At 72.4% G+C, this 24,821-nt stretch carries 19 protein-coding genes; 8 read left to right on the forward strand and 11 right to left on the reverse strand.

Translation table 11 applies throughout. The features are described from left to right. Positions 1 to 39 precede the first annotated feature (39 nt). Positions 40 to 435: a TOBE domain-containing protein gene (locus tag ACWCXX_RS05685; protein WP_451124641.1), complete on the reverse strand. Its 396-nt coding sequence runs from the start codon at positions 433 to 435 to the stop codon at positions 40 to 42. Positions 436 to 641: 206 nt separating this feature from the next. Between ACWCXX_RS05685 and ACWCXX_RS05690 the strand changes: the two genes are divergently transcribed. The 3 genes from ACWCXX_RS05690 to meaB are packed head-to-tail and all read left to right on the forward strand — an operon-like array spanning position 642 to position 5,704. Beyond that, positions 642 to 2,501: a methylmalonyl-CoA mutase family protein gene (locus ACWCXX_RS05690; protein WP_451124643.1), complete on the forward strand. Its 1,860-nt coding sequence runs from the start codon at positions 642 to 644 to the stop codon at positions 2,499 to 2,501. Then, positions 2,501 to 4,702 (forward strand): methylmalonyl-CoA mutase, encoded by a 2,202-nt coding sequence (scpA, locus tag ACWCXX_RS05695; RefSeq protein WP_451124645.1) that lies wholly within the window; start codon positions 2,501 to 2,503, stop codon positions 4,700 to 4,702. Before ACWCXX_RS05690 ends, scpA begins: the two co-directional genes overlap by 1 nt. A 12-nt stretch (positions 4,703 to 4,714) precedes the next feature. After that, on the forward strand, positions 4,715 to 5,704 hold the full coding sequence (meaB, locus tag ACWCXX_RS05700) for a methylmalonyl Co-A mutase-associated GTPase MeaB (protein WP_451124647.1): 990 nt from the start codon (positions 4,715 to 4,717) through the stop codon (positions 5,702 to 5,704). Positions 5,705 to 5,758: 54 nt separating this feature from the next. Here the strand turns inward: meaB and ACWCXX_RS05705 are convergent, their stop codons facing one another. Next, positions 5,759 to 6,640 carry a GNAT family N-acetyltransferase gene (locus tag ACWCXX_RS05705; protein ID WP_451124649.1) on the reverse strand — a complete coding sequence of 294 codons (882 nt, stop codon included), beginning with the start codon at positions 6,638 to 6,640 and terminating at the stop codon, positions 5,759 to 5,761. Positions 6,641 to 6,870: 230 nt separating this feature from the next. On the opposite strand from ACWCXX_RS05705, the gene ACWCXX_RS05710 reads away from it, so the two are divergent. Beyond that, a complete protein-coding gene (locus ACWCXX_RS05710; protein WP_451124651.1) occupies positions 6,871 to 7,869 on the forward strand; it encodes an aldo/keto reductase family protein in 999 nt (332 codons plus the stop codon). 59 nt (positions 7,870 to 7,928) lie between these two features. Here the strand turns inward: ACWCXX_RS05710 and ACWCXX_RS05715 are convergent, their stop codons facing one another. From ACWCXX_RS05715 to ACWCXX_RS05735, 5 genes are all read right to left on the reverse strand, one after another. Further along, positions 7,929 to 9,290, reverse strand: coding sequence for an NAD(P)/FAD-dependent oxidoreductase (locus ACWCXX_RS05715; RefSeq protein WP_451124653.1), 1,362 nt, complete (start codon positions 9,288 to 9,290; stop codon positions 7,929 to 7,931). A 132-nt stretch (positions 9,291 to 9,422) separates the two neighbouring features. Beyond that, on the reverse strand, positions 9,423 to 9,764 hold the full coding sequence (locus tag ACWCXX_RS05720; protein ID WP_451124929.1) for a hypothetical protein: 342 nt from the start codon (positions 9,762 to 9,764) through the stop codon (positions 9,423 to 9,425). A gap of 29 nt (positions 9,765 to 9,793) precedes the next feature. Then, on the reverse strand, positions 9,794 to 11,521 hold the full coding sequence (gene ctaD, locus ACWCXX_RS05725) for an aa3-type cytochrome oxidase subunit I (RefSeq protein ID WP_451124655.1): 1,728 nt from the start codon (positions 11,519 to 11,521) through the stop codon (positions 9,794 to 9,796). Between the two features lie 253 nt (positions 11,522 to 11,774). Continuing rightward, positions 11,775 to 12,512, reverse strand: a complete 738-nt coding sequence (locus ACWCXX_RS05730) for an SDR family oxidoreductase (RefSeq protein ID WP_451124657.1) — start codon at positions 12,510 to 12,512, stop codon at positions 11,775 to 11,777. A 195-nt stretch (positions 12,513 to 12,707) separates the two neighbouring features. Beyond that, positions 12,708 to 14,930, reverse strand: a complete 2,223-nt coding sequence (locus tag ACWCXX_RS05735) for an NADP-dependent isocitrate dehydrogenase (protein WP_451124659.1) — start codon at positions 14,928 to 14,930, stop codon at positions 12,708 to 12,710. Between the two features lie 324 nt (positions 14,931 to 15,254). On the opposite strand from ACWCXX_RS05735, the gene ACWCXX_RS05740 reads away from it, so the two are divergent. The 4 genes from ACWCXX_RS05740 to ACWCXX_RS05755 all read left to right on the forward strand — a co-directional run bounded on the left by ACWCXX_RS05740 (position 15,255) and on the right by ACWCXX_RS05755 (position 18,498). Next, on the forward strand, positions 15,255 to 16,184 hold the full coding sequence (locus ACWCXX_RS05740; RefSeq protein ID WP_451124661.1) for an LLM class F420-dependent oxidoreductase: 930 nt from the start codon (positions 15,255 to 15,257) through the stop codon (positions 16,182 to 16,184). Positions 16,185 to 16,424: 240 nt separating this feature from the next. Continuing rightward, entirely contained in the window at positions 16,425 to 17,417 is a 993-nt protein-coding gene (dhaK, locus tag ACWCXX_RS05745; protein WP_451124663.1) for a dihydroxyacetone kinase subunit DhaK, read from the forward strand. Between the two features lie 47 nt (positions 17,418 to 17,464). Beyond that, on the forward strand, positions 17,465 to 18,091 hold the full coding sequence (gene dhaL / locus ACWCXX_RS05750; RefSeq protein WP_451124665.1) for a dihydroxyacetone kinase subunit DhaL: 627 nt from the start codon (positions 17,465 to 17,467) through the stop codon (positions 18,089 to 18,091). After that, positions 18,088 to 18,498: a PTS-dependent dihydroxyacetone kinase phosphotransferase subunit DhaM gene (locus tag ACWCXX_RS05755; protein WP_451124667.1), complete on the forward strand. Its 411-nt coding sequence runs from the start codon at positions 18,088 to 18,090 to the stop codon at positions 18,496 to 18,498. The genes dhaL and ACWCXX_RS05755 overlap by 4 nt, the downstream gene beginning before the upstream one ends. Positions 18,499 to 18,675: 177 nt before the next feature. On the opposite strand, the gene ACWCXX_RS05760 is transcribed toward ACWCXX_RS05755, so the two are convergent. From ACWCXX_RS05760 to ACWCXX_RS05775, 4 genes are all read right to left on the reverse strand, one after another. Next, positions 18,676 to 22,104, reverse strand: coding sequence for a phosphodiester glycosidase family protein (locus tag ACWCXX_RS05760; RefSeq protein WP_451124669.1), 3,429 nt, complete (start codon positions 22,102 to 22,104; stop codon positions 18,676 to 18,678). A gap of 444 nt (positions 22,105 to 22,548) precedes the next feature. After that, a complete protein-coding gene (locus ACWCXX_RS05765) occupies positions 22,549 to 23,172 on the reverse strand; it encodes a hypothetical protein (protein WP_451124671.1) in 624 nt (207 codons plus the stop codon). A gap of 236 nt (positions 23,173 to 23,408) precedes the next feature. Then, positions 23,409 to 24,347 (reverse strand): M56 family metallopeptidase, encoded by a 939-nt coding sequence (locus ACWCXX_RS05770; RefSeq protein WP_451124673.1) that lies wholly within the window; start codon positions 24,345 to 24,347, stop codon positions 23,409 to 23,411. Next, entirely contained in the window at positions 24,344 to 24,817 is a 474-nt protein-coding gene (locus ACWCXX_RS05775; protein WP_451124675.1) for a BlaI/MecI/CopY family transcriptional regulator, read from the reverse strand. The genes ACWCXX_RS05770 and ACWCXX_RS05775 overlap by 4 nt, the downstream gene beginning before the upstream one ends. Positions 24,818 to 24,821 lie beyond the last annotated feature (4 nt).

A 24,821-nucleotide genomic window follows, 5' to 3' on the forward strand; every position in this document is an offset into this window, starting at 1 on the left:
GGCTCCTTGGGGAGGGGGTGCGTCGTGGGCGGTGTGCGATCAGATGCGGTCGATGTGCACGTTGGTGGACTTCACCCGGGCGGTGGCCCGCATGCCGACCTCCAGCCCGAGTTCCTCGACGGCCTCCCGGGTGAGCAGGGAGACCAGCCGGTGCGGGCCCGCCTGGATCTCGACCTGTGCCGCGACGTCGCCGAGCTTCACCGCGGTGACGATGCCCGGGAAGGCGTTGCGGGCCGAGGTGTACGAGGGGTCGTCCTCGCTCCCGCCGCCCTGGCCGATCTCGATGGAGAACGCGGCCAGGTCGCGGCCGTCGATGAGCCTGCGGCCGCTTTCGTCACGGTGGGTCGCGACCCTTCCGGCGTCCGCCCAGCGGCGCGCCGTGTCGGGGCTCACTCCCAGCAGGCGCGCTGCCTGCCCGATGGTGTAGGACTGCATGTGCGACAAGATATTCGAATTGATCTGGCAGCTGCAATGCGTTGCGGCGTTCTACGGAGCAAATGCCAGGCGGGATGGAGGAAGCACCGGGCATCGGCAGCGGCCGGGCTACGCCACGGTGCGTGAAGGATCAAGTGCGGTCGGAGAGTGCAAGGTCACAAGCGGAACGCATGCTGCCCTCCAGTGACCTGACCTAGCATCTGGGCATGACGGTCCTGCCTGCCGACGGGCTTTCGTTGGCCGCCGAATTCCCCGCCCCCGCCCATGAGCAGTGGCAACGCCTCGTCGAGGGCGTGCTGCGCAAGTCGGGCAAGGAGGTCGCGGGTACGGCCGCCGAGGAAGCGCTGTCCACCACGGTGGAGGACGGGCTCATCACCCGCCCTCTCTACACTTCGCGCGACAGCGCACCCGATGCCGGACGTCCGGGCTTCGTCCCCTTCACCCGCGGCAGCAAGGCCGAGGGCAATGCGGCGGGCGGCTGGGACGTACGGCAGCGGCACAGCCTCGCCGATCCCGCACGGCTCAACGAGGCGGTGCTCGCCGATCTGGAGAACGGCGTCACCTCGTTGTGGCTGACCGTGGGCGGCGCCGGAGGTGTTCCGGTGCCCGGTCTGGCGAGAGCGCTGGACGGCGTCTACCTCGACCTGGCCCCCGTGGTCCTCGACGCCGGTGGCGAACTCGACGCCGCAGCCGCGGAGTTGCTGCGGATCGCCGCGGAGCGCGGGGTCGGAGCCCCGGACCTTCGCGGAAACCTCGGCGCGGACCCGTTCGGTCTGGCGGCCCGCAGCGGCGCCGAACCCGACCCGTCGGAGGCGATCCGCTGGGCGCTGCGGTGCGCACGGGAGTTCCCCGGACTGCGGGCACTGACCGTGGACGCGCTGCCGTACCACGAGGCCGGGGGCTCGGCCGCCGAGGAACTGGGGGCCTCGCTGGCGACCGGCGTCGCCGTCCTCCGGGAGCTGACGGAGGCCGGTCTCACGGTCGAACAGGCCTGCGGGCAGCTGGAGTTCCGGTACGCGGCGACCGCCGACCAGTTCCTGACCATCGCCAAGCTGCGGGCCGCGCGACGGCTCTGGTCCCGGGTGGCCGAGGTGTGCGGGGCCGCCGGTGCCGGGGCGCAGCGCCAGCACGCGGTGACGTCCCCGGTGATGATGACGCGGCGCGATCCGTGGGTGAACATGCTGCGGACGACGCTGGCCTGTCTGGGTGCGGGGGTCGGCGGGGCCGGCTCCGTCACCGTGCTGCCGTTCGACCACTCCCTGGGGCTGCCGGACGCGTTCGCCCGGCGCATCGCCCGCAACACGTCGACGATCCTGCTGGAGGAGTCGCACCTGGCCCGGGTGATCGACCCGGCCGGCGGTTCCTGGTACGTGGAGCGGCTCACCGCCGAACTCGCCGATGCCGCCTGGTCGTTCTTCCAGGAGATCGAGCGCTCCGGCGGTCAGGCCGCCGCCCTGCGCTCCGGGATGATCGGTGAGCGTCTCGCGGCCACCTGGGCGGCGCGCAGCAAGGACCTGGCGCGCCGCAAGGAGCCGATCACCGGGGTGAGCGAGTTCCCGCTGCTGGCGGAGCGCCCGGTGGAGCGCGAGGCGGCCCCCGCCGATCCGGTGGCCCGGGGCGGTCTGCCCAGGGTCCGCCGCGACGAGGCGTTCGAAGCGCTGCGCGCCCGGTCGGACGCGCATCTCGCGGCGACCGGGCAGCGGCCGAAGGTGTTCCTCGCCGCGCTCGGGCCCGCCGCGGCCCACACCGCGCGGGCGTCGTTCGCCTCGAACCTGTTCCAGGCGGGCGGCATCGAGCCGGTCCACGACCCGGTCTCCGTCGACGCGACGACGGCCGCCGAGGCGTTCTCGGCCTCCGGGGCCACCGTGGCGTGTCTGTGTTCCAGCGACGCGCTCTACGTCGAGCAGGCCGCGGCGGTCGCCGGGGCGCTGCGGTCGGCGGGTGCGCGGCGGGTGTTCCTGGCGGGCCGGCCCGGCGAGCACGCCGGTGTCGACGAGTACGTCTTCGCCGGCTCCGACGTGGTGGCCGTGCTCTCCTCCCTCCTCGACCGTATGGATGTGGCGTAATGCGTATCCCCGACTTCTCCGGGATCGAGCTCGGTCCGGGCGGTGCCGCCGAAGTGTCCGAGGACCAGTGGCGTGCCTCGGTGAAGGAGTCCTCCGGCGGCTCGGACGACGACCTGCTGTGGCAGACCCCGGAAGGCATCGCGGTCAAGCCGCTGTACACCGGGCGCGACCTGGAAGGGCTCGACTTCCTCGGCACGTACCCGGGCATCGCCCCGTATCTGCGGGGCCCGTACCCGACGATGTACGTCAACCAGCCCTGGACGATCCGGCAGTACGCCGGGTTCTCCACCGCCGAGGAGTCCAACGCCTTCTACCGCCGCAATCTCGCGGCCGGGCAGAAGGGGCTGTCCGTCGCCTTCGACCTGCCGACCCACCGCGGCTACGACAGCGACCACCCGCGGGTGACCGGTGACGTCGGCATGGCGGGCGTGGCGATCGACTCGATCTACGACATGCGTCAGCTCTTCGACGGCATCCCGCTGGACCGGATGTCGGTGTCGATGACGATGAACGGCGCGGTGCTGCCCGTGCTCGCGCTGTACATCGTGGCCGCGGAGGAGCAGGGCGTCGGGCCGGAGAAGCTGGCCGGGACCATTCAGAACGACATTCTGAAGGAGTTCATGGTCCGCAACACCTACATCTATCCGCCCAAGCCCTCGATGCGGATCATCTCCGACATCTTCGCGTACACCTCGCAGAAGATGCCGCGCTACAACTCGATCTCCATCTCCGGCTACCACATCCAGGAAGCGGGTGCGACGGCCGATCTGGAGCTGGCGTACACCCTGGCGGACGGGGTGGAGTACCTGCGGGCCGGGCGGGAGGCGGGGCTGGACGTGGACGCGTTCGCGCCGCGGCTGTCGTTCTTCTGGGCGATCGGCATGAACTTCTTCATGGAGATCGCGAAGCTGCGGGCGGCCCGGCTGCTCTGGGCCAAGCTGGTCGGTCAGTTCGAGCCGAAGAACGCCAAGTCCCTTTCCCTGCGCACCCATTCGCAGACGTCCGGGTGGTCGCTGACCGCGCAGGACGTGTTCAACAACGTGACCCGGACCTGTGTGGAGGCGATGGCCGCCACCCAGGGGCACACCCAGTCGCTGCACACCAACGCGCTCGACGAGGCGCTGGCCCTGCCGACGGACTTCTCCGCGCGGATCGCCCGCAACACCCAGCTGCTGCTCCAGCAGGAGTCGGGCACCGGCCGGGTGATCGACCCGTGGGGCGGCAGCGCGTACGTGGAGAAGCTGACGTACGACCTGGCGCGCCGGGCCTGGCAGCACATCGAGGAGGTCGAGGCGGCGGGCGGCATGGCGCGGGCCATCGACGCGGGCATCCCGAAGCTCCGGGTGGAGGAGGCCGCGGCGCGCACCCAGGCGCGGATCGACTCCGGCCGCCAGCCGGTGATCGGGGTCAACAAGTACCGGGTGGAGACCGACGAGCAGATCGAGGTGCTCAAGGTCGACAACTCCTCGGTGCGTGCCCAGCAGATCGAGAAGCTGCGCCGACTGCGCGAGGAGCGCGACGAGTCGGCCTGCCGGGCCGCGCTGCGCGCGCTGACCGCGGCGGCCGAGCGGGAGCCCGGCCCCGGTCTGGAGGGCAATCTGCTGGCGCTGGCCGTCGACGCGGCCCGCGCGATGGCGACCGTGGGTGAGATCTCGGACGCACTGGAGAAGGTCTACGGAAGGCACGCCGGCCAGATCCGTACGATTTCCGGTGTGTATCGCAACGAGGCGGGTGAGTCCCCTTCCGTGGACCGGACCCGGGCACTGGTGGACAGGTTCGAGGAGGCCGAGGGACGCCGTCCGCGCATCCTGGTCGCCAAGATGGGGCAGGACGGTCACGACCGCGGCCAGAAGGTGATCTCGACGGCCTTCGCGGACCTGGGCTTCGACGTGGACGTCGGCCCGCTGTTCCAGACGCCGGCCGAGGTGGCGAGGCAGGCGGTGGAGGCGGACGTGCACGTCGTGGGCGTCTCCTCGCTGGCCGCCGGGCACCTCACGCTCGTGCCGGCGCTCCGTGAGGAGCTGGCGGCCGAGGGGCGCGAGGACATCATGATCGTGGTGGGCGGGGTGATTCCGCCGCAGGACGTCGACGCGCTGCACGAGGCGGGCGCCACGGCCGTGTTCCCGCCCGGCACGGTGATCCCGGACGCCGCGTACGACCTGGTGACGCGGCTCGGTGCCGTGCTCGGCCACGAGCTGTGAGCCGCTGACCCGATGGCTCCGAAGATCGACATCGACAGCTATGTGAAGGGGGTGCTCGACGGGAGGCGCGCGCAGATCGCGCGGGCCGTCACTCTCGTCGAGTCCACCCGCCCCGATCACCGGGTGCTGGCCCAGCAGTTGCTGCGCGAGCTGCTGCCGCACTCCGGCGCGGCCCGGCGGATCGGCATCAGCGGGGTGCCGGGCGTGGGCAAGTCCACCTTCATCGACGCCCTCGGCACGATGCTCACCGGGCTCGGGCACCGGGTCGCGGTGCTGGCCGTCGACCCCTCCTCCAGCCGTACGGGGGGCTCCATCCTGGGCGACAAGACCAGGATGGAGCGTCTCGCGGTGGACCCGGCGGCGTATGTGCGCCCGTCCCCCACGGCCGGCACGCTCGGCGGGGTGGCGAAGGCGACCCGGGAGTCCATCGTGGTGATGGAGGCCGCGGGTTACGACGTGGTGCTGGTGGAGACGGTCGGCGTGGGCCAGTCGGAGACGGCGGTGGCCAACATGGTCGACACGTTTCTGCTGCTGACCCTGGCCCGTACCGGCGATCAGCTCCAGGGCATCAAGAAGGGCGTCCTGGAGCTGGCGGACGCCGTCGCGGTCAACAAGGCGGACGGCCCGCACGAGCGCGACGCGCGGGCGGCGGCCCGGGAACTGGCCGGTGCGCTGCGGCTGATGCACCCGGCGGACGCGGCGTGGACGCCGCCGGTGCTCACCTGCAGCGCGCGCGAGTCCACCGGTCTCGACACCTTGTGGGAGCGGCTGGAGCAGCACCGCGCACTGCTCGAATCGACCGGTCGGCTCGCCGCGAAGCGGCGCGACCAGCAGATCGACTGGACGTGGACGATGGTGCGGGACGAGCTGCTGGAGAGCCTGCACGGCCATCCGGCGGTGCGTGCGCTCGCCCCGTCGCTCGAACAGCGGGTACGGGACGGCGAGTTGACGGCCACGCTCGCGGCCGAGCAGATCCTGGGCGCGTTCCGGGGCACGGCCTGATCCGGAAGCAGGCCGGTGGCCGGGGCCTCGCCCCGGCCACCGGACGGACGGTTCCTACAGATCGAGCTGGTACTCGACCGATTTGCGGGTCGGTTCGTAGCCGAGCTCGTCGTTGATGCGTCGCATGTGCGCATTGCTGTCGGCGGTGTCGGTCAACAGCCCTGCCAGGTCCGGGTGGTGCTCGCGGGCCCCGAGGATGGACCGGGCCTTCATCCACCGGCCGAGGCCGTGTCCCCGGTGCTCGGGAAGAACCCCGGTGCCGTAGTGCTGACCGTCGCCCTTCCCGTCGCCCGGGACGACGAGTTCCGTGAAGCCCACGATCGTGTCGTCGGACTCGTCGACCGCCGCGACCGTGTGGAGCAGGTCGCCGCGTGCCGCGACGGCCGCCGCCGCGGACCGGACCCGGTCCACGTCCCAGACGACCGTGCCGAAGTCGGTGTCGTCCATGGGCATGTCGTCCATGGCCCGGCGGGACGCGGCGAACGTCGGCGCGAGTTCGTCGGGGACGGGGCCGTCCCAGGAGATGAGCCGGTAGCCCGGATGCGGCTGCCCGACGGTCCGGCGCAGGGCCCCGGTGTCAACCTTCGCCAGCGTAAGCCGGACGTAGGTGAGGGTCAGCACCTTGCGCAGCCCCTTGGCCCGCAGGAAACCGTCCCCCGGGGAATCGGCCTCGACCTGCGCGATGACGCTGCGCCGCCCCTTCTCGCGGGCGGCGGCGACCGCCGTGTCGAACAGCCGCGATCCGACCCCCTTGCGGCGCTCCGCCGGATGGACGTGGAGCTCCAGTTCGGCGAGGTGGTCCTGGCCCTCGCGGGTGAAGACGCGCAGGAACGCCGAGCCGAGCGGGCTGCCCCCGGAATCGGAGGCGAGCCAGACCAGGCGGTGGCTCCCGCCGGACCGATCGGGGTCGGTCAGTGCGGTGATGCAGAGCGACAAATTGACTCCTCCGCACCCGGGGCGCAGGCCGGAACGAGTGGAGCGGGCGGGTGCCCCGGAGAACCACATCACTCCGCGAACGCCGCGGCAACCGGATATCGGGGCCCTCCTCCGCGCCGTGCACCGCGCCGTTCCGGAGGCCCGGGTCCGCCCGGACGGCACCGGTCCGGCGCAATAGCATGGCCGGACCATTGCACGATGCGCCTCACGAACGCAGGGAGAGCAGTCACATGGAGTTCCGCCGGCTCGGCCGCAGCGGCCTGACCATCAGTGAGATCGCTTACGGAAACTGGCTCACCCACGGTTCCCAGGTGGAGGAGGACGCGGCGGTCGCCTGCATCCGCGCCGCCCTGGACGCCGGGATCACCACCTTCGACACCGCGGACGTCTACGCCGAGACCCGGGCCGAGGCCGTCCTGGGCCGGGCGCTCAGGGGCGAACGCCGTGAAGGTCTGGAGGTGTTCACCAAGGTCTACTTCCCGACCGGTCCCGGACACAACGACCGGGGGCTCGGCCGCAAGCACATCATGGAGTCCATCGACGGTTCGCTGCGCCGCCTGCAGACGGATTACGTGGACCTGTACCAGGCCCATCGCTACGACCACACCACGCCGCTGGAAGAGACCATGGAGGCGTTCGCCGACGTCGTCCGTTCCGGCAAGGCCCTGTACATCGGTGTTTCGGAGTGGACCGCCGACCAGCTCCGCGCCGCGCACGGGCTGGCCCGCGAGCTGCGGGTGCCGCTGATCTCCAACCAGCCGCAGTACTCGGCGCTTTGGCGGGTGATCGAGAGCGATGTGGTGCCCGCGTCCGAAGAGCTGGGCATCGGCCAGATCGTCTGGTCCCCGATCGCCCAGGGCGCGCTCACGGGCAAGTACAAGCCCGGTGCGCCGCTGCCCGCCGGTTCCCGGGCGACGGACGAGAAGGGCGGCGCGGACATGGTCGCCGGCTGGCTGCGCGACGAGGTGCTGGAGCGCGTCCAGCGACTGCGGCCGCTCGCCGACGGCGCCGGTCTCAGCCTGGCCCAGCTCGCGGTCGCGTGGGTCCTGCAGAACACGAACGTCTCCGCCGCGATCATCGGCGCCTCCCGGCCCGAGCAGGTGACGGAGAACGCCGCGGCGGCCGGGGTGACGCTCGACGAGGAGCTGATGAAGGGGATCGACAGCATCCTGGACCCGGTGGTCGAGCGGGACCCCCGGCTGACGGCCGGGCACGCGAACGGCGGCTGATCCGGCCGGCCGCCGCTCCGGCCCCGCCGCGAGGGGGGCCGGAGCGGCGCGGTGCGGGCTCAGGTGCCGGTGTGCAGTGCGGCGGTGTACTCGCGGACCTGGGCCGGGGTCAGATAGGCGTCCGTGTACTCGAAGTCCCGCAGCTTGACCGGGTTCCGGGCCTGGAAACCGGTGCGGACGAAGTCGTCTCCCGCGACGGCGTTCAGCATCCAGTTGGTCATGACCCGCGCCTTGGCGACATTGGTCCGCAGCGCCGACCAGTGGTAGCCGCGGGCGACGGCCTGTGCGGCAACTCCGTGCATCTCGATGCCGAGCGGCTTGGAGACGGCGTCCTTGCCGCCGAGGTCCACGACGAGGCCGAGGTCCCTGTGGACGTACGGCTTCAACGGCTGGTTGCGCAACGCCGCGATGAGGTTGCCGGCAGCCCTGCGGCCCTGGCGCATGGCGTGCTGCGCGGTGGGCGGGCAGACCGCCCCGTCGCCCTTGCTCAGGTCCGGTACGGCAGCGCAGTCGCCGAGCGCGAAGACGCCGTCGAGGCCGGGCAGGCGCAACTCGGCCGTCACGGCGAGCCGGCCGCGCACCGTCTCCGCGTCGAAGGTGGCGACGAGCGGGCTCGCGGCTACTCCGGCGGTCCAGATCAGGGTGCGGCAGGGCAGCACCCTGCCGTCGGTGAAGGTGACCGTGTCGGCGGTGGCCTCGGCGACCGAGACGCCGAGCGACACCTCGATGCCCCGGGCGCGCAGCACCTCCAGGGCGCTGCGGCCGAGCTTGTCCCCCAGTTCGGGCATCAGCTTCGGGGCGATGTCGATGAGGTGCCACTTGATCAGATCCGGGTCGAGCCGGGGGTAGCGCTTGACCGCGTTGCTGGTGAGACGCTGCAGGCAGGCGGCCGTCTCGGTGCCCGCGTACCCGCCGCCGACCACCACGAACTGCAGCCGCGAGGCCCGCTCGTGCTCGTCCTGGCTGGCGTCGGCGAGGTCGAGCTGGGAGATCACGTGGTCGCGTACGTACGCGGCCTCGGCCAGGGTCTTCATGCCCCGGCCGTGGTCCAGCAGGCCGGGGATGTCGAAGGTGCGGGTGACGCTGCCGGGGCTGAGCACGATGTAGTCGTAGGGCTCGTGGACGATCTCGTCGGTGATCTTGCGGATGATGCAGATCTTCGCCTTGGGGTCCACCCCGATCGCCCCGCCCGGGACGATCCGGGTGCGGTGCTTCTGACTGCGGCGCAGCGAGATGGCGACCGACTGCGGGGTGAGGACACCGGCTGCCACCTGGGGCAGCAGGGGGAGGTAGAGCTGGTACGAGAACGGGGCGACGAGTGCGATCTCCGCCTCGCCCGGGAGGAGCCCGCGCTCCAGCCGGCGTACGCATTCCACCCCGGCGAATCCGGCGCCGACAACGAGAATCCTGGGTCGTGCCACGGTGTTCGTCCCTTCTCGGGCCTGCACGGTCGTCCGTTCGCCTGCCACGTCGCACGCGCCCGTCGTCACTCATCCTTACGAGTCGGCGCGGACTTCGCCTGCTGAGGGCGGCGGACGGACGACGGCGCGCGGTCAGCGGGACAGCAGGGCGAGCGCCGCGCAGGTGCCGCCGGCCGCGCCGACGAGCACGACGCCGGTGGCCACGCAGCGGGCCTTGAGCCTGCGGTAGCGCGTCTCGTACTCGTCGCGCAGCGCGGTGGACCGGGCGGCGATCCGGGCGAGCGTCGTCCGTGCCGCCGTGAGCCGGTCGGCCGTGTAGACCCGTTCCACGTCCTCGCGCTGGGCGGTGGTGAGCCAGGGCAGTTCGTCGGTGAAGCGGGCCGCCCGGCGGCGGGCCTCCTCGATCTCGGCGCTCCACAGCAGATAGCCCTGCAGCTGCGCCAGTCCGCGGGCGCTTTCCTCGGCCGGGTCCACTCGTCCCTCCTCGTCCCGGGGCGCCGTACTCACGCCCGGGTGTCCCCCGGGGTGCCGGTCGTCCCGGCGCCGGGGCGGTTGAGGACCTCGTCGAGTGCGCGGAGCGAGGGGTGGTGGAGGTCGAAGGCCGGGGATTCGGAACGGATCCGGGGCAGGGTGAGGAAGTTGTGCCGCGGCGGCGGGCAGGAGGTCGCCCACTCCAGCGAGCGGCCGTAGCCCCACGGGTCGTCGGTGGCGACGTCCCTGCCGTACTTGGCGGTCTTCCACACGTTGTAGAAGAACGGCAGCATCGACAGGCCGAGCAGGAACGAGGCGATCGTCGAGATCGTGTTCAGCGCGGTGAAGCCGTCCGCGGCGAGGTAGTCCGCGTAACGACGCGGCATGCCCTCGGCACCGAGCCAGTGCTGCACCAGGAACGTGCCGTGGAAGCCCGTGAACAGCGTCCAGAACGTGATCTTGCCGAGCCGCTCGTCCAGCATCTTCCCGGTGAACTTCGGCCACCAGAAGTGGAATCCGGAGAACATCGCGAAGACCACGGTGCCGAAGACGACGTAGTGGAAGTGCGCGACGACGAAGTACGAGTCCGAGACGTGGAAGTCCAGCGGGGGCGACGCCAGGATCACACCGGTCAGACCACCGAACAGGAAGGTGACCAGGAAGCCGACGGCCCAGAGCATCGGGGTCTCGAAGGACAACGAGCCCTTCCACATCGTGCCGATCCAGTTGAAGAACTTCACACCGGTCGGTACCGCGATGAGAAATGTCATGAACGAGAAGAACGGCAACAGCACACCGCCCGTGACGTACATGTGGTGCGCCCACACGGTCACGGAGAGGCCCGCGATGGCGATCGTCGCGCTGATCAGTCCGACGTAGCCGAAGATCGGCTTCCGGCTGAAGACCGGGATGACCTCGCTGACGATGCCGAAGAACGGCAGGGCGATGATGTACACCTCCGGGTGGCCGAAGAACCAGAAGAGGTGCTGCCAGAGCAGTGCGCCGCCGTTGGCCGGGTCGAAGACGTGGGCACCGAACTTGCGGTCGGCCTCCAGCACCAGCAGGGCCGCGGCGAGCACCGGGAAGGCCATCAGGACCAGGACAGCGGTCAGCAGGACGTTCCAGGTGAAGATCGGCATGCGGAACATGGTCATGCCGGGGGCACGCATGCAGATGATCGTGGCGATGAAGTTGACCGAACCGAGGATCGTGCCGAAGCCGGAGAAGGCCAGGCCCATGATCCACATGTCGCCGCCGATGCCCGGCGAGCGGACCGCGTCGGTCAGCGGGGAGTAGGCGAACCAGCCGAAGTCCGCGGCCCCGCTCGGCGTGAGGAAGGCCGCCACGACGATGACCGAGCCGAAGAGGTACAGCCAGTAGGCGAACATGTTCAGCCGCGGGAACGCCACGTCGGGCGCACCGATCTGCAGCGGCATGATCCAGTTGGTGAACCCGGCGAACAGCGGCGTCGCGAACATCAGCAGCATGATCGTGCCGTGGATCGTGAACGCCTGGTTGAACTGCTCGGGCGACAGGATCTGGATTCCCGGACGGGCCAGTTCGGCGCGCATGGCCAGGGCCAGCACCCCACCGAGGACGAAGAACGCGAACGACGTGACCAGGTACATCGTGCCGATCGTCTTGTGGTCGGTGGTGGTCAGCCACTTGACGACGACGTTTCCCGGCCGCTTGCGCCGGACCGGGAGTTCGTTCTCGTACTCCTCCTCCTCGGTCTCCCCTGCTGTGCCCGTCGTCGTCACTGGGACGCTCCTTCGATCGTCATGCGCGGGTGGGGCCGGGCACCCGGCAGGGGCGCCCGGCCCCACCCGGCCGACGCGCGGACCGGTCCGCGCGCGTCACGCCGGATTCCAGGTGCAGCAAATCAGCCGCGAAGCGGCCGTGCGCGGCCCTGCACCCGCCGTCGCGCGACTTTCACCCGTCAGGGCGCCGCCGGACGCGGGGGGCCCGGGGCGCGTCCGCGACCGGTGCCGTCACGGGTCCGCAGGGCGTCGTTCAGGCCAGCCCGCCCGTCGCCCGTACGTTCTGTCCCGTGATCCAGCGCCCGTCGTGGCCGACGAGGAAGGCCACCACGTCGGCCACGTCGGCGGGCTCCCCCAGCCGCCGCAGGGGGGTCATGCCGACGACCGTCTCCAGTGCCTGCGGCGGGTTGGCGGCGCGCAGCATGTCGGTGTCGGTGGCTCCGGGCGAGACGGTGTTGACGGTGATCGCGCGGGATCCGAGTTCGTGGGCCGCCACGGCGGTGAGCTGTTCGAGCGCGCCCTTGCCGGCGGCGTAGGCGGAGATGCCGGGGCCCGGCCGCACGGTGTTGGCCGTGGAGATGTTCACGATGCGGCCGCCGTCGCGCATCCGCAGGGCCGCGTGACGGATCGTCAGGAAGACCGCGCGGGTGTTGACCGCCATCACCCGGTCGAAGAGCTCCGGGTCGGTGTCCGCGATCAGGGACGGGGCGGGGCAGAGGGCGGCGTTGTTGACCAGGATGTCCAGCCCGTCGAGCTCCTCCTCGGCGACCGCCATCAGCCGCTCCGGGCCGTCCGGGTCCGCGAGGTCCTGCCGGACGGCCCGTGCCTCGCCACCGCCCTCCCGTACCGCGCGGACGACCTCCCGGGCCGCCTCGTCGTCGGTGGCGTAGTTGAAGACCACGCGCGCCCCGTCGCGGCAGAGCCGTTCGACAATGGCGCGGCCGATGCCCCGCGATCCTCCGGTGACCACGGCGTTCCTGCCTGTCAGCACGGTTCCTGCCCTCCAGTGACGGTCGGTCCGGGCTGCGAACCTACACGCCGGGGCGGTTTCCCGTACCCGGTTCGCGCGGATCGCCCCGCACCGGTCCCGGACACGGAACCGCCCCGGCCGGGCGCGGTGCCGGCCGGGGCGGGGAAGGGGTGCGCGGGCGCACCCCGTTCCGCGGCTGTTCCTTCGGTCGTTCCGTCAGCCGATGGAGGCGATGGCCCGGACGAACGTCTCCGACGGCCGCATGACGGCGGCGGCCTTGGCCGGGTCGGGCTGGTAGTAGCCGCCGATGTCGGCCGGCGAGCCCTGCACCGCGATCAGCTCGTCGACGATGGTCTGCTCCTGCTCGCCCAGCGTCTTCGCGAGCTCGCCGAAGGCCTGCGCGAGCTGCGCGTCCTCGGTCTGCTGCGCCAGCTCCTGGGCCCAGTACAGGGCCAGGTAGAAGTGGCTGCCGCGGTTGTCGATGCCGCCCAGCTTGCGGCTCGGCGACTTGTCCTCGTTGAGGAAGGTGCCGGTCGCGCGGTCGAGCGTGTCGGCGAGGACCTTGGCGCGGGCGTTGCCCGTGGTCGTCGACAGGTGCTCGAAGCTGGCCGCGAGCGCGAAGAACTCGCCCAGGCTGTCCCAGCGGAGGTAGTTCTCCTTGACGAGCTGCTGGACGTGCTTGGGCGCGGAGCCGCCGGCCCCGGTCTCGAACAGGCCGCCGCCGTTCATGAGCGGGACGACGGAGAGCATCTTCGCGCTCGTGCCCAGCTCCAGGATCGGGAACAGGTCGGTCAGGTAGTCGCGCAGCACGTTGCCGGTGACCGAGATGGTGTCCTCGCCCCGGCGGATGCGCTCCAGCGAGAACGCGGTCGCCTTCTCCGGCGACATGATCTCGATCTGCAGGCCCTCGGTGTCGTGGTCGGCGAGGTACTTCCTGACCTTGGTGATCAGCTGCGCGTCGTGGGCGCGGTCCTCGTCGAGCCAGAACACGGCCGGGACGCCGGTGGCGCGGGCCCGGGTGACGGCGAGCTTGACCCAGTCCTGGATCGGCAGGTCCTTGGCCTGGCACATGCGGAAGATGTCGCCCGCGCCCACGGCCTGCTCCAGCACGACGTCGCCGTTGCCGTCGAGGACCCGCACCGTGCCGGTGGCCGGGATCTCGAAGGTCTTGTCGTGGCTGCCGTACTCCTCGGCCTTCTGCGCCATCAGGCCGACGTTCGGCACCGAGCCCATGGTGGACGGGTCGAAGGCGCCGTTGGCACGGCAGTCGTCGATGACGACCTGGTAGACGCCCGCGTAGCTGCTGTCGGGCAGCACGGCGAGGGTGTCGGCCTCCTGGCCGTCGGGGCCCCACATGTGACCGGAGGTGCGGATCATGGCCGGCATGGAGGCGTCGACGATGACGTCGCTGGGCACGTGCAGGTTGGTGATGCCCTTGTCCGAGTCGACCATGGCCAGCGCGGGGCCCTCGGCGAGCTCGGCCTCGAAGGAGGCCTTGATCTCGGCGCCGATGTGCGGCACCGAGTCCAGGCCCTTGAGGATGGCGCCGAGGCCGTCGTTCGGGGAGAGACCGGCCGCGACGAGCACGTCGCCGTACTTGGCGAAGGTGTTCGGGAAGAAGGCGCGGACCACGTGGCCGAAGATGATCGGGTCGGAGACCTTCATCATGGTGGCCTTGAGGTGGACGGAGAACAGCACGCCCTCGGCCTTGGCACGGGCCACCTGCGCGGCGAGGAACTCGCGCAGGGCGGCGACGCGCATGACCGCGGCGTCGACGACCTCGCCCGCGAGCACCGGCACCGACTCGCGCAGCACGGTGGTGCTGCCGTCGTCGCCGGCGAGCTCGATGCGCAGCGAACCGGCCTCGGGGACGACCACGGACTTCTCGGTGGAGCGGAAGTCGTCGACGCCCATGGTGGCGACGTTCGTCTTCGAGTCGGCGCTCCACTTGCCCATGCGGTGCGGGTGCGCCTTGGCGTAGTTCTTGACCGAGGCGGGGGCACGGCGGTCGGAGTTGCCCTCGCGCAGCACGGGGTTCACCGCGCTGCCCTTGACCTTGTCGTAGCGCGCGCGGACGTCCTTGTCCTCATCGGTCTGCGGGTCGTCCGGGTAGTCCGGAAGCGCGTAGCCCTGCGCCTGGAGCTCGGCGATGGCGGCCTTCAGCTGCGGGATCGACGCCGAGATGTTCGGCAGCTTGATGATGTTGGCCTCGGGCCGCTTGGCCAGCTCACCGAGCTCGGCGAGCGCGTCCTCGATGCGCTGGCCCTCCTCGAGACGCTCGGGGAAGCCCGCGATGATGCGTCCGGCCAGCGAGATGTCACGGCTCTCGACGTTGACACCGGCCGTCGAGGCGTAGGCCTGGACCACGGGCAAGAACGAATAGGTCGCCAGGGCCGGGGCCTCGTCGGTGTGCGTATAGATGATGGTCGAGTCAGTCACCCTGTGCTCCGCTCCACGTCTACAACATTGCTTGACATCAAGATATCTCGTGATCGCCCCCGACTCGACAGGACCCCGTCCCCGCGGGCGGGCGACACGCGTCACCCCTGCCGCGGGCCGGTCCGGACCGCCCCGTTCCCTGCCCGGCGGGCCCGTCGCCGCCCCTCCCCGCCCGGCCCGCGCACCGTGCCGGGCACCGCTCCCGCCGCACGCCGCGCGGGCCGTCCACCGCCTTTCCGGCGCCGCTCCGGACATCATGCCGACCGCTCAACAGACGGGTGCCATACGGTGGTTGTCCCACTGCCCGTCCGAAGGAGTGCACACATGCCGGTCTCGCTCGGTCTCGGTCTTCCGCAGATGAAGCAGTACGACATCGGCCGCGATGTGGCCGCCGTGGCACGCGCGGCGGAGGAGACCGGCTACGAGAGCCTGTGGGTCTTCGAGCGGATCATCTTCCCCGAACCCGCCACGCAGGGGCTGTACGGCGTACCGGGTCTGCCGTGGCCCGACCAGTACCGCAGTGTCGCCGACCCGCTGATCACGCTCGCGCTCGCCGCCGGGGCGACGGAGCGGGCCCGACTGGGCACCAGCGTCCTGGTCGCGCCGCTGCACGTACCGTTCCAGCTGGCCCGCTCGCTCGCCTCGCTCGACGCCGCGAGCGGCGGCCGGGTGGTCGCGGGGCTCGGCACGGGCTGGTCGCTCGACGAGTACGCGGCGGCCTCCGTGGCCCCCTTCGAGAAGCGGGGCGCGGTCCTGGACGAGCTGCTGGACGTGTGCGCGGCCGTCTGGGGGCCGGACCCGGTCTCGTACCGGGGCAAACTGACCACGATCGCCCCGTCCGAGGTCGGTCCGAAGCCGGCGCGTCCCATTCCGGTCTATCTGCCGGCGACCGGCCCGCGGGCCACGCGCCGGCTGGTCGACCGGGCGGACGGCTGGATGCCCGTCGCGATGGGCGCCGGCCGGCTGGCCGAGCAGTGGAAGCAGGTGCGGGACCTGGCGGCCGAGCGCGGCCGGGAGCGACCGCTCCGTGTCTGTGCCCGGGTGAACGCCAGGTACAGCGCCGAGCCGGTCACCGGTGCGGGCCGCGCCCCCTTCCACGGCGATGTCGCCCAGATCGTCGAGGACCTGGTGGCCCATGCCGAAACGGGTGTCCCGGAGTTCCTGATCGATCTCCAGGGCACGACGCGTGACGCCGCGGAGCTGATCGACGTGGCGGCCGAGGTGTACGCGGCGGCCCGTGCGGCGGGCGTCTGACGGCACGACGCCGGGGCGCGTCCGCGGGGCCGGTACCCCTGCGCGGCCCGGAGCACCCGTGGGTTCGGCTGCCCGGCCGGGTCCGTGGACGTCGGCCGGAGGTCGGTTCCGCCGCCTCCGCCACAACACGACGCCCCGTCAGTAGAGTCGGCGGCGGGCCGACGGCCTCGCCGCAAAGACCCCTGCCCGGCGCCGCTCTCCTTCTTCTTCCCGTCCCTCCCACCCCACCAGGAGATCCCGTTGAAGATGCTGATCAACGTTCCCGAGACCGTCGTCGCGGACGCGCTGCGCGGCATGGCCGCCGCCCACCCCGAGCTGACCGTGGACGTCGAGAACCGAGTCGTCGTGCGGCGCGACGCGCCCGTGGCCGGGAAGGTGGCGCTCGTCTCCGGCGGCGGTTCCGGGCACGAGCCGTTGCACGCGGGGTTCGTCGGCCCCGGCATGCTGTCCGCGGCCTGCCCCGGAGAGGTGTTCACCTCGCCCGTGCCCGATCAGATGGTGCGGGCGGCGGCCGCGGTCGACAGCGGGGCGGGGGTGCTGTTCGTGGTCAAGAACTACACGGGTGACGTCCTGAACTTCGAGATGGCCGCCGAACTCGCCGAGGACGAGGGCATCCAGGTGACCCAGGTGCTCGTCGACGACGACGTGGCGGTGACCGACAGCCTGTACACGGCCGGCCGACGGGGCACGGGCGCGACCCTGTTCGTCGAGAAGATCGCCGGGGCGGCGGCCGACGAGGGGGCGCCGCTGGAACGGGTGGCGGCCGTCGCCCGGCGGGTGAACGAGGCGTCGCGGAGCTTCGGGGTGGCTCTCGGCGCCGTCACCACACCGGCCAAGGGCTCCCCCACCTTCGATCTGCCGCCGGGTGAGCTGGAGCTCGGCATCGGGATCCACGGCGAGCCGGGGCGGGAGCGGCGTCCGATGATGACGTCGCGGGAGATCGCGGACTTCGCGGTGGACACGGTGCTGGAGGACCTGCGGCCGACCGGTCCGGTGATCGTGTTGGTCAACGGCATGGGGGCGACGCCTCTGCTGGAGCTGTACGGGTTCGGCGCGGAGGTTCAGCGGGTGCTGTCCGAGCGGGGCGTGGTGGCAGCTCGTACGCTCGTGGGGAACTATGTGACCTCGCTCGACATGGCGGGCTGTTCGGTGACGCTCTGCCAGGTGGACGAGGAGCTGCTGCGGCTCTGGGACGCGCCGGTGGAGACGCCCGCGCTGCGCTGGGGCCGCTGATCCGTCCGTACCGCAATCCCGTCATGCCGGAGCGACAAGGAGATCATGTGCTCGACGCCGACTTCTTCCACCGTTGGATGACCGGGGCCGCCGCCCTGGTCGGCCGCGAGGCGGACCGTCTCACCGAGCTCGACTCGGCGATCGGGGACGCCGATCACGGCAGCAACATGCAGCGCGGGTTCACCGCGATGACCGCCGTTCTGGACAAGGAACGGCCGCAGACGCCGGGCGCCCTGCTGATGCTCGCCGGCCGGAATCTGATCTCGACGGTCGGCGGGGCCTCGGGCCCGTTGTACGGGACGCTGCTGCGCCGTACCGGAAAGGCCCTGGGCGACGCCCCGGAGGTGACGCCGCAGGAGTTGGCGGAGGCCTTCGGGGTGGGTGTGGCGGCCGTGGCGCAGCTGGGCGGGGCGCAGGCCGGGGACAAGACGATGCTCGACGCGCTGCTGCCGGCCGCCGAGGTGCTGGGCACCTCGTTCGAGGCGGCCCGGAAGGCGGCGGAGGCGGGGGCCGCGGCGACGGTGCCGATGCAGGCCCGCAAGGGCAGGGCGAGCTATCTGGGTGAACGGAGCATCGGTCATCAGGACCCGGGGGCGACGTCCTCGGCCCTGCTGATCGCCGCGCTGGCCGGGACCGGGGAGACCGGCGGGGAGACGGACGGGGAGCGGGCATGAGCGGCGGGAAGCAGGTCGGGATCGTACTGGTCTCGCACAGCGGCCCGGTGGCCGAGTCCGTCGCCGAACTGGCCAGGGAGCTTGCCGCGGGTGGTGCGACGGCGCCGGTGGCGGCCGCCGGCGGCACTCCCGCGGGTGGTCTCGGGACGAGCGCGGAACTGATCACCGAGGCCGCCAGGTCGGTGGACTCCGGTGCGGGTGTCGCGCTGCTGGTGGACCTGGGCAGCGCGGTGCTCACGGTCAAGTCGCTGCTGGCCGAGGGCGACGAGCTGCCGGAGGGCTCGCGGCTGGTGGACGCGCCGTTCGTGGAGGGCGCGGTGGCCGCGGTGGTCACCGCGTCGGCGGGTGGCGACATCGCGGCGGTGGAGGCCGCGGCGACGGAGGCGTACGGCTACCGCAAGGTGTGAGGCGACCGGAAGGCGTGGGGCGGCCGAAACCCCACGGCGGGCGGGCCGCACCGGGCCACGGGTGCGGCCCGCCCGCCGTACCGGGGTGGATGCCTCCGTCGTACGGTGCCGCCCCGCGCCGTGTCGTGGGCGCGGGGCGGCGTCGGAGCATGGCGACGTCGGCGGGGCTCCGGCCCGTCAGGCCGCCGGCGCGGCTCCGGTCGCGACGATCCCGATCCGTGTCCGCTGCGTCGTGCCGTTGACCGTCACGGCGAGGGTGATCGTGCCCGGCCGGAGCGCGGTGAGCGTTCCGGTGGACGGGTCGAGGACGGCGGTGTGCCGGGGGCGGGCGCCGTTCCGGTCACCGATGTGGACGTTCGGGGAGCCGGTCCAGTCCGCGGCCATCGGGAAGCCGACCGGGACGACGCGGGTGCCCTGGGTGGCCGTCGCCGTCACCTTCGTACGGCTTCCCGTGCCGAGCACCGGGGTCGCGTCGATGCTCAGCGCGTCGACGTGTGCCCGGGTCTGCACGGAGACCCAGTCGGGCCCGCCCTGCCACGGCCTCAGGCGCGCGGCGGCCTGCTCGTCGGCGGTGACGCGGTCGGCGCCGACCAGCGACCAGCCGGTGAAGCCGCCCTCGTCCGTGGCCCCGGCCGGTGCCTTGCCGGAGTTGCCGTTGATCAGATACGGCACTCCATCGACGTGCGAGGCGTGGAAGACCCCCACGTGGCTGCCGATGAAGGCCGCGCCCTTGCCCGTCGTACGGCGGAAGCCGGCGAGCCACTGCTCGACCAGGGCCGCCTCCTTGCGGTCTCCCAGCTGGCTGCCCTTCTGCACGGTGGGGTCGCGCGGCGGCACGTGCTCGATCAGCACGACCGAGCCCACGGCGCGGTCCTTCGCCGCCGCGTCCAGCTGGGCCCGGAGCTGCCGGATCTGGGCGAAGCCGCCGCCGCGCAGGCTGAGGCTGGAGGTGTCGAGCGTGACGAAGCGGGTGCTCTTGTGGTCGAACGTCCGCTGGGCGGGCCCGAATTCGCCGACGAAGTTGTCGATCCTGCCGCCCATCACCTCGTGGTTGCCCGGTATGTAGTACCAGGGCAGCGAGTCGCCGAGTTCCTCGGTGAGGACACGCCGGGCGAAGGCCAGGTCCTCGGGCGCGCCCTCGTCGACGAGGTCGCCGTTGACGACCAGGAAGTCGGGGGCGGCCGCCTTGATCTCGCGCAGGGTGCGACGGGCCTGGGCGACGATCGCGCTGTCCGGGTCGCGGGCGACGAACTGGGCGTCGGACATCACCGCGAACCGCCAGTCCCGGCGCCCGGTCACGGCCGCGGTGTCGATCAGGTCGTCGGCGGGCGCGGCCTGTTCGGGGAGGTCGACGGTGGGCGGCACCTGGGCGGTGAGGTCGTCGATGACGACGTCGCCCGTGTACTGCTTGGCTGCCGCGGTCTCGGCGAGGTAGAAGCGGTGCACGGAGAGCGGCATGGCGGCTCCCTGCGGCACGGCGAAGGTGACCTGCCGCCAGCCGGTCCAGGTGAGGTACGGACCGCGCAGCAACTGGTCGGAGCCCGCGGCGTCCTTGAGGTGCAGGGTCGGCCAGGCGCCCTTGCCGTCGCCCTTGATCCACAGCTTGAACGACTGGGGCTGACCGTCCACGGCGACCGGCCGGGGCGGTGTGGCGTAGGCGGCGCGGGTGGCGGTGGAACCGGTGAAGTCGTAGCGGAGCCGCAGCCCGGTGCCGGTGTGGCCGTCGGGGGTGGCCTCCAGCGATCCGCTCGCGCGGGCCTGGCTGAACTTCCAGGATCCGGCGTCGTCGAAGGAGGAGACCGCCTGCTCGGTGAGGCCGACGCCGACGGCGAGGACGGTGGTGGTGCCCGCCACGGTCGCCTTGATCTGCCCGGCGCCGGAGCCGGTGCGCGAGGCGACGGTGAAGGAGCCCCGGCCGTCGTCGCGGATGTCGAAGAGCGCGCGGTCGTAGTCGAGTGCGACGTCACGCGGTTCGACGGGGGCGCTGGTGCCGTGGGCGTCGAGTCCGACGATGCCGAACGTGCCGGTGGCCCCGGCGTCGGCGAGGCCCACCCGCTGTGTGGTGGGCTGGATGCGGGCCAGCGCGTCGAGGACCGTCAGGGACGTGCTGCCGCGGGCCGGTCCGTGCGTGGCGCTCACGGTGGTGGTGCCGCCGCGGCGTGCGGTGAAGAGCCCGTTGCCGTCGACCGTGCCGACCGATGCCCGTGCGGTGTGCCAGCTCGGGGTGCCCCGTGCGGGGCCGTACGTCTCGTCGTACCCGGCCGCGGTGAGGCGTCGGGTGAGTCCGGGGAAGACCCGGTCGGGGCGGCCGCCCTTGACGGGGTCGACGCCGGGCGCGGTGGCCGCGGAGGTGTGGGGCCGGACCCAGAAGCCCTTGAGCCGGCCGCTGCCGTCGGGGGCGGTGAGGGCGAGGCCGTTGGGGACGGTGCGTTCGCTGCCGTCGGACGGGCTGTTCTCCACCCGGAGCGCGTCGCTGCCGGGTTCGCGCGCGACGAGGGTCGACGATCCGCCGCCGTCCAGGTTGAGCGCGCTGTACGAACCGGCGCGCCGCATCATCAGGCCGAGTTCGGTGAGGGTGACGCCGCCGCTGTCGGCCTGCCGTCCGTCGACGGTGAGGATCTGCATGGTGCGGCCGTCCTCGGAGAAGCCGACGGCGGTGCGGGGCGCGGCGGTGTTGTTGCCCTCGCCCTCGTGGTTCTGGGCGACCCCGTCGACGACGAGGAGTTCCCGGCCGCCGACGGCGGTGCGCGGCACGGCCCCCCGGTCGGTGCGGGCCCGGTAGGTCAGGGACACCGGGTCACCGGGCTTCAGCGCGTCGAGTGCGGCGGCTCCGGCCTCGCGTCCGACCAGGACGGTGGTGTCGTCGGGGACGGCCCCCGATCCGGGGGTGGGCGAGACGGAGACGACCTTGCCGTCCCGTACGACCGCTTCGGCGACCGGGCTCGCGTTGTCCACGGTCAGGGCACGGTCGGCGGTTCCCCAGGCGGAGGTGTACGCGCCGACTCCTCCGGCGGGCACGTTGGCGGCGTTGTACGCGGCGAGCGGCCGTTCCCCGGCCGGCAGGGTGAGCGTGCCCTCGAAGTACAGGTTCAGGATGCGCCCCGCGCTGTCCGGGCCGATGCCGACGGCCCGGTTGATCCCGGGGGCGGGCGACTGGACGGTGGCCCCGTCCTTGATGCCGATCCCCTCGGGCGCGCCGGTCTGGTTGATGTCGAAGAAGTCGGCGTTGATCGCGGCGACGGTGCGGCGGCCGCGGCCCGCGTCGTGTCCGGCGGCGAGTTCGGAGACGGTGCGCCGTTCGGAGACCTTGCCGGAGGAGAGGTAGTCGGCGCGCACTGCGCCGCCGGCCAGGTCGACGGAGAGGTGGTCGACCCGCAGCCACTTGTCGGATTCGAGCCGGTCGTACGAGTCGAGGCGGACGCCGGGGGCGATCGGGCGGGAGGCGCGTGCCGTCTCGATGCCGTCGCCGTCCGCGACCGACCGGGTCTCCCCCGCCGGGTTGCTCGCGGGCGGCGGGGCGACCGGTCTGAGTATCTCGGCGGCGGTGCGGGGGCGGGGGTCGGGGCCCGGATCGGCGAGTGCGGGGGCGATCGTGCCGACGGTCATCGCGGACACGGTCGCGAGCAGCACGAGCGACCGGGTCACCGTCCCGCGCCCACGCGCGGCCCTCCCTCGCGGCCCGGTCGCCCGGCCGACTGTGCCAAGAACCACAAATCCTCCTGGAATCACGCTGGTCGCGCGGCCCTTCCTGCGGGCGGCACGCGCTGTCGGCGGACAGCATGGCCGTGCGCACCGCCGCGCACCAGAGGGCGTCGGGAACCGCACGGCGAACAGGGCGCGTCGGTCCGATGACGGCGACGATCTTCGCGGGAGGAGTGTCGTCCGCGGCGGGGCACGGGCGGGGGGTTCAGGCGAGGTGCACCGGAAGGGTGGCGATCGGCGGGGACCGGCGCAGGGTCTCCTCGACGACGTCGTCCCAGGAGAACTCGCCGTCCAGCACCCGGGCGAGTTGTCCGGGGTGGGTGAGCAGGGCGTGGACGGCGTTGCCGATCAGGTTGACGGTGGTCTCGTGGCCGGCGGAGACGACCAGGAGGAGGGTGCCGACGAGTTCGGCCTCGGTGAGGCGGGAGCCCTCCTCGTCGCGGGTGGGATCAGGGCGCTGGTGAGGTCGCCGGCGGGCCGTTCGCGTTCGGCGGCGACCAGGTCCGCGAGGAGCGCGTGCGCCCGGTGCAGGGTGGCGAGGGCCGCTTCCGGGGCCGCGGTGGTGTCGAAGATCTCGCTGACGAGGCGTGCGCTCCCGGCCCTTTGGTCCTCGGGAGGGCCGAAGAGTTCGCAGATGACGGCCACCGGCAGCGGATGGGCGAAGGCGGCCCGCAGGTCGGCCCGGCCGTCGGGGGCGGCGGCCATCCGGTCGAGCAGCGCGGCGGTGATCTCCTCGACCCGGGGCCTCAGCTCGTCCGTCCGCCGTTTGGTGAAGGCGGGCGCGACGAGCCTGCGCAGCCGGCGGTGGTCGGCGCCGTAGGCGGTGAACATGCTGGTCACACCCACCCAGGTGTTGATCCAGCCGTCCCGGTGCTTCCCCTCCCGCCAGGCCGGCCAGTGCCGGTTCGGGTCCTTGGACGCCCGGTCGTCGGTGAGGAGTTGCCTGAGGACGTCGAATCCGGTGGGGCCCATGCCCTGCTCCCGCCGGGGAGTTCGACCGGGGCCACGAGTTCGTGGCGGTGGAGCGCCTCCGTCTCGTCGTGGATGCCGTGCCCCGCGGCCTCGATGACGATCGGCTGCTGCCCCATGGGGGTCGCTTGTCTGCGTGGCGGCGCGGCCGGAACGGGTCTCTGCAGTACAGGTGTTCATCGTCGAGGGAGCGCGACGGAGCGTGTAAGGGCGTGCGACGGCGTACAGGGGTCAGTGGGTCAGTGCCGCGCGCTCCCTGCCTGCGCCACCTCGATGCTGTGGTGCAGATCGTTCGTCGCGTCGAGCGCGGCGGCGCCGGAAACCATCAGGCAGGCCAGCAGTGCCGCGGCCGCGGCGCGGCCGACGCGGGGGCGTGGGGCGCTTCGGCCGAGCAGTGCGGCGACGCGGCGGGGTACGGGACCGGCCGCCGCGGCGAGGGCCGCCCGGGGGCGGGCGGCTCCTTCGGTGGCGTGTGCGGCGAGGGCGGCCCGACCGATGGCACGGGCGGCGATCCGCCGGTCGCCGACGGCGGAGGCGGCCTCCTCGTCGGCGCACCGTTCCAGGGCGTAGCGCATGGGCGCGCGCAGGGCGCGCAACGCCGGGTGGCAGAGCGCGGCCGCTTCGGCGGCGACGACGAAGAGGTGGTGGCGGCCCTTGAGGTGGGCGCGTTCGTGTGCCAGCAGCGCGTCGCGTTCGGCGGGATCCAGGGCGCGCAGCATGCCCGTGGTGACGACGATCCGGCCGGGGGCCCCGGGGCGGCCCGGCAGCGCGTAGGCGTCGGGCCGGCTGTCGCGCAGGACGACCAGTTCGCCGCCGGCCGCCTCATCGGTCCGCGTGCCCCGGTGCAGGTCCGCCCAGTGACGGCGGGCGGCGCGGGCGACGGCGGTGGCGCAGCCGGTCAGCAGCGCCAGGGCGGCGGCGGCCAGGGGAACGGCGACGGCGGGGGCGATGTCGGAGAGCGGCCGGACGAGTTCGCCCGGGACGGACACGACGGAGAACCGGGTCGCACCGGGCACCACGAGCAGGGCCAGGGCGAGCATGCCGCACAGCGCCAGTCCGGCGGCCGTCGAGGCGAGCAGCCGCGCGGCGGACACCGGCGACAGGGCGTCCGCCAGCCGACGCGCCGCGGGCACCGCCAGGAACGGCATCAGCAGTGGAACCCACACGGCGTAGATCATCGGGCGTCGCCGTCGAGCAGGTCCCGGAGCAGCTGCTCGTCCTCGTCGGTGAGCTGCGACACGAAGCGGGCCAGGACCGTGCCGCGGTCCTGCTCCTTGCTCAGTTCGCTGTGCATGCGGCGGGCGGTCAGGCCGGGCGCGTCCTCGGTGGGCGTGTAGGCGAATCCGCGGCCCGACCGGGCGCGGGTGACGGTGCCCTTCTCGTACAGGCGCGACAGGATCGTGGTGACGGTGGTGCGGGCCAGTTCCACTCCGATCGCGCCCTGGACCTGGCCGGGGGTGAGGGGTGTCCCGGCCGCCCACAGGGCCGCCAGGATCGTCGACTCCAGCTCGCCGGACGGCCGCCGCTCCGGCGCCTCGGGCAGCGGCGCCGGGTAGTCCCCCGCGTGCTCCGGGGCCGGTCCGGCGGCCGGTTCACCGTGCGGGCGGGGGCCGGATTCCCCGCCCGGTATCCCCTTCACCTGGGACATGGGA

It is taken from the genome of Streptomyces sp. NPDC001732 (genome assembly GCF_053596315.1).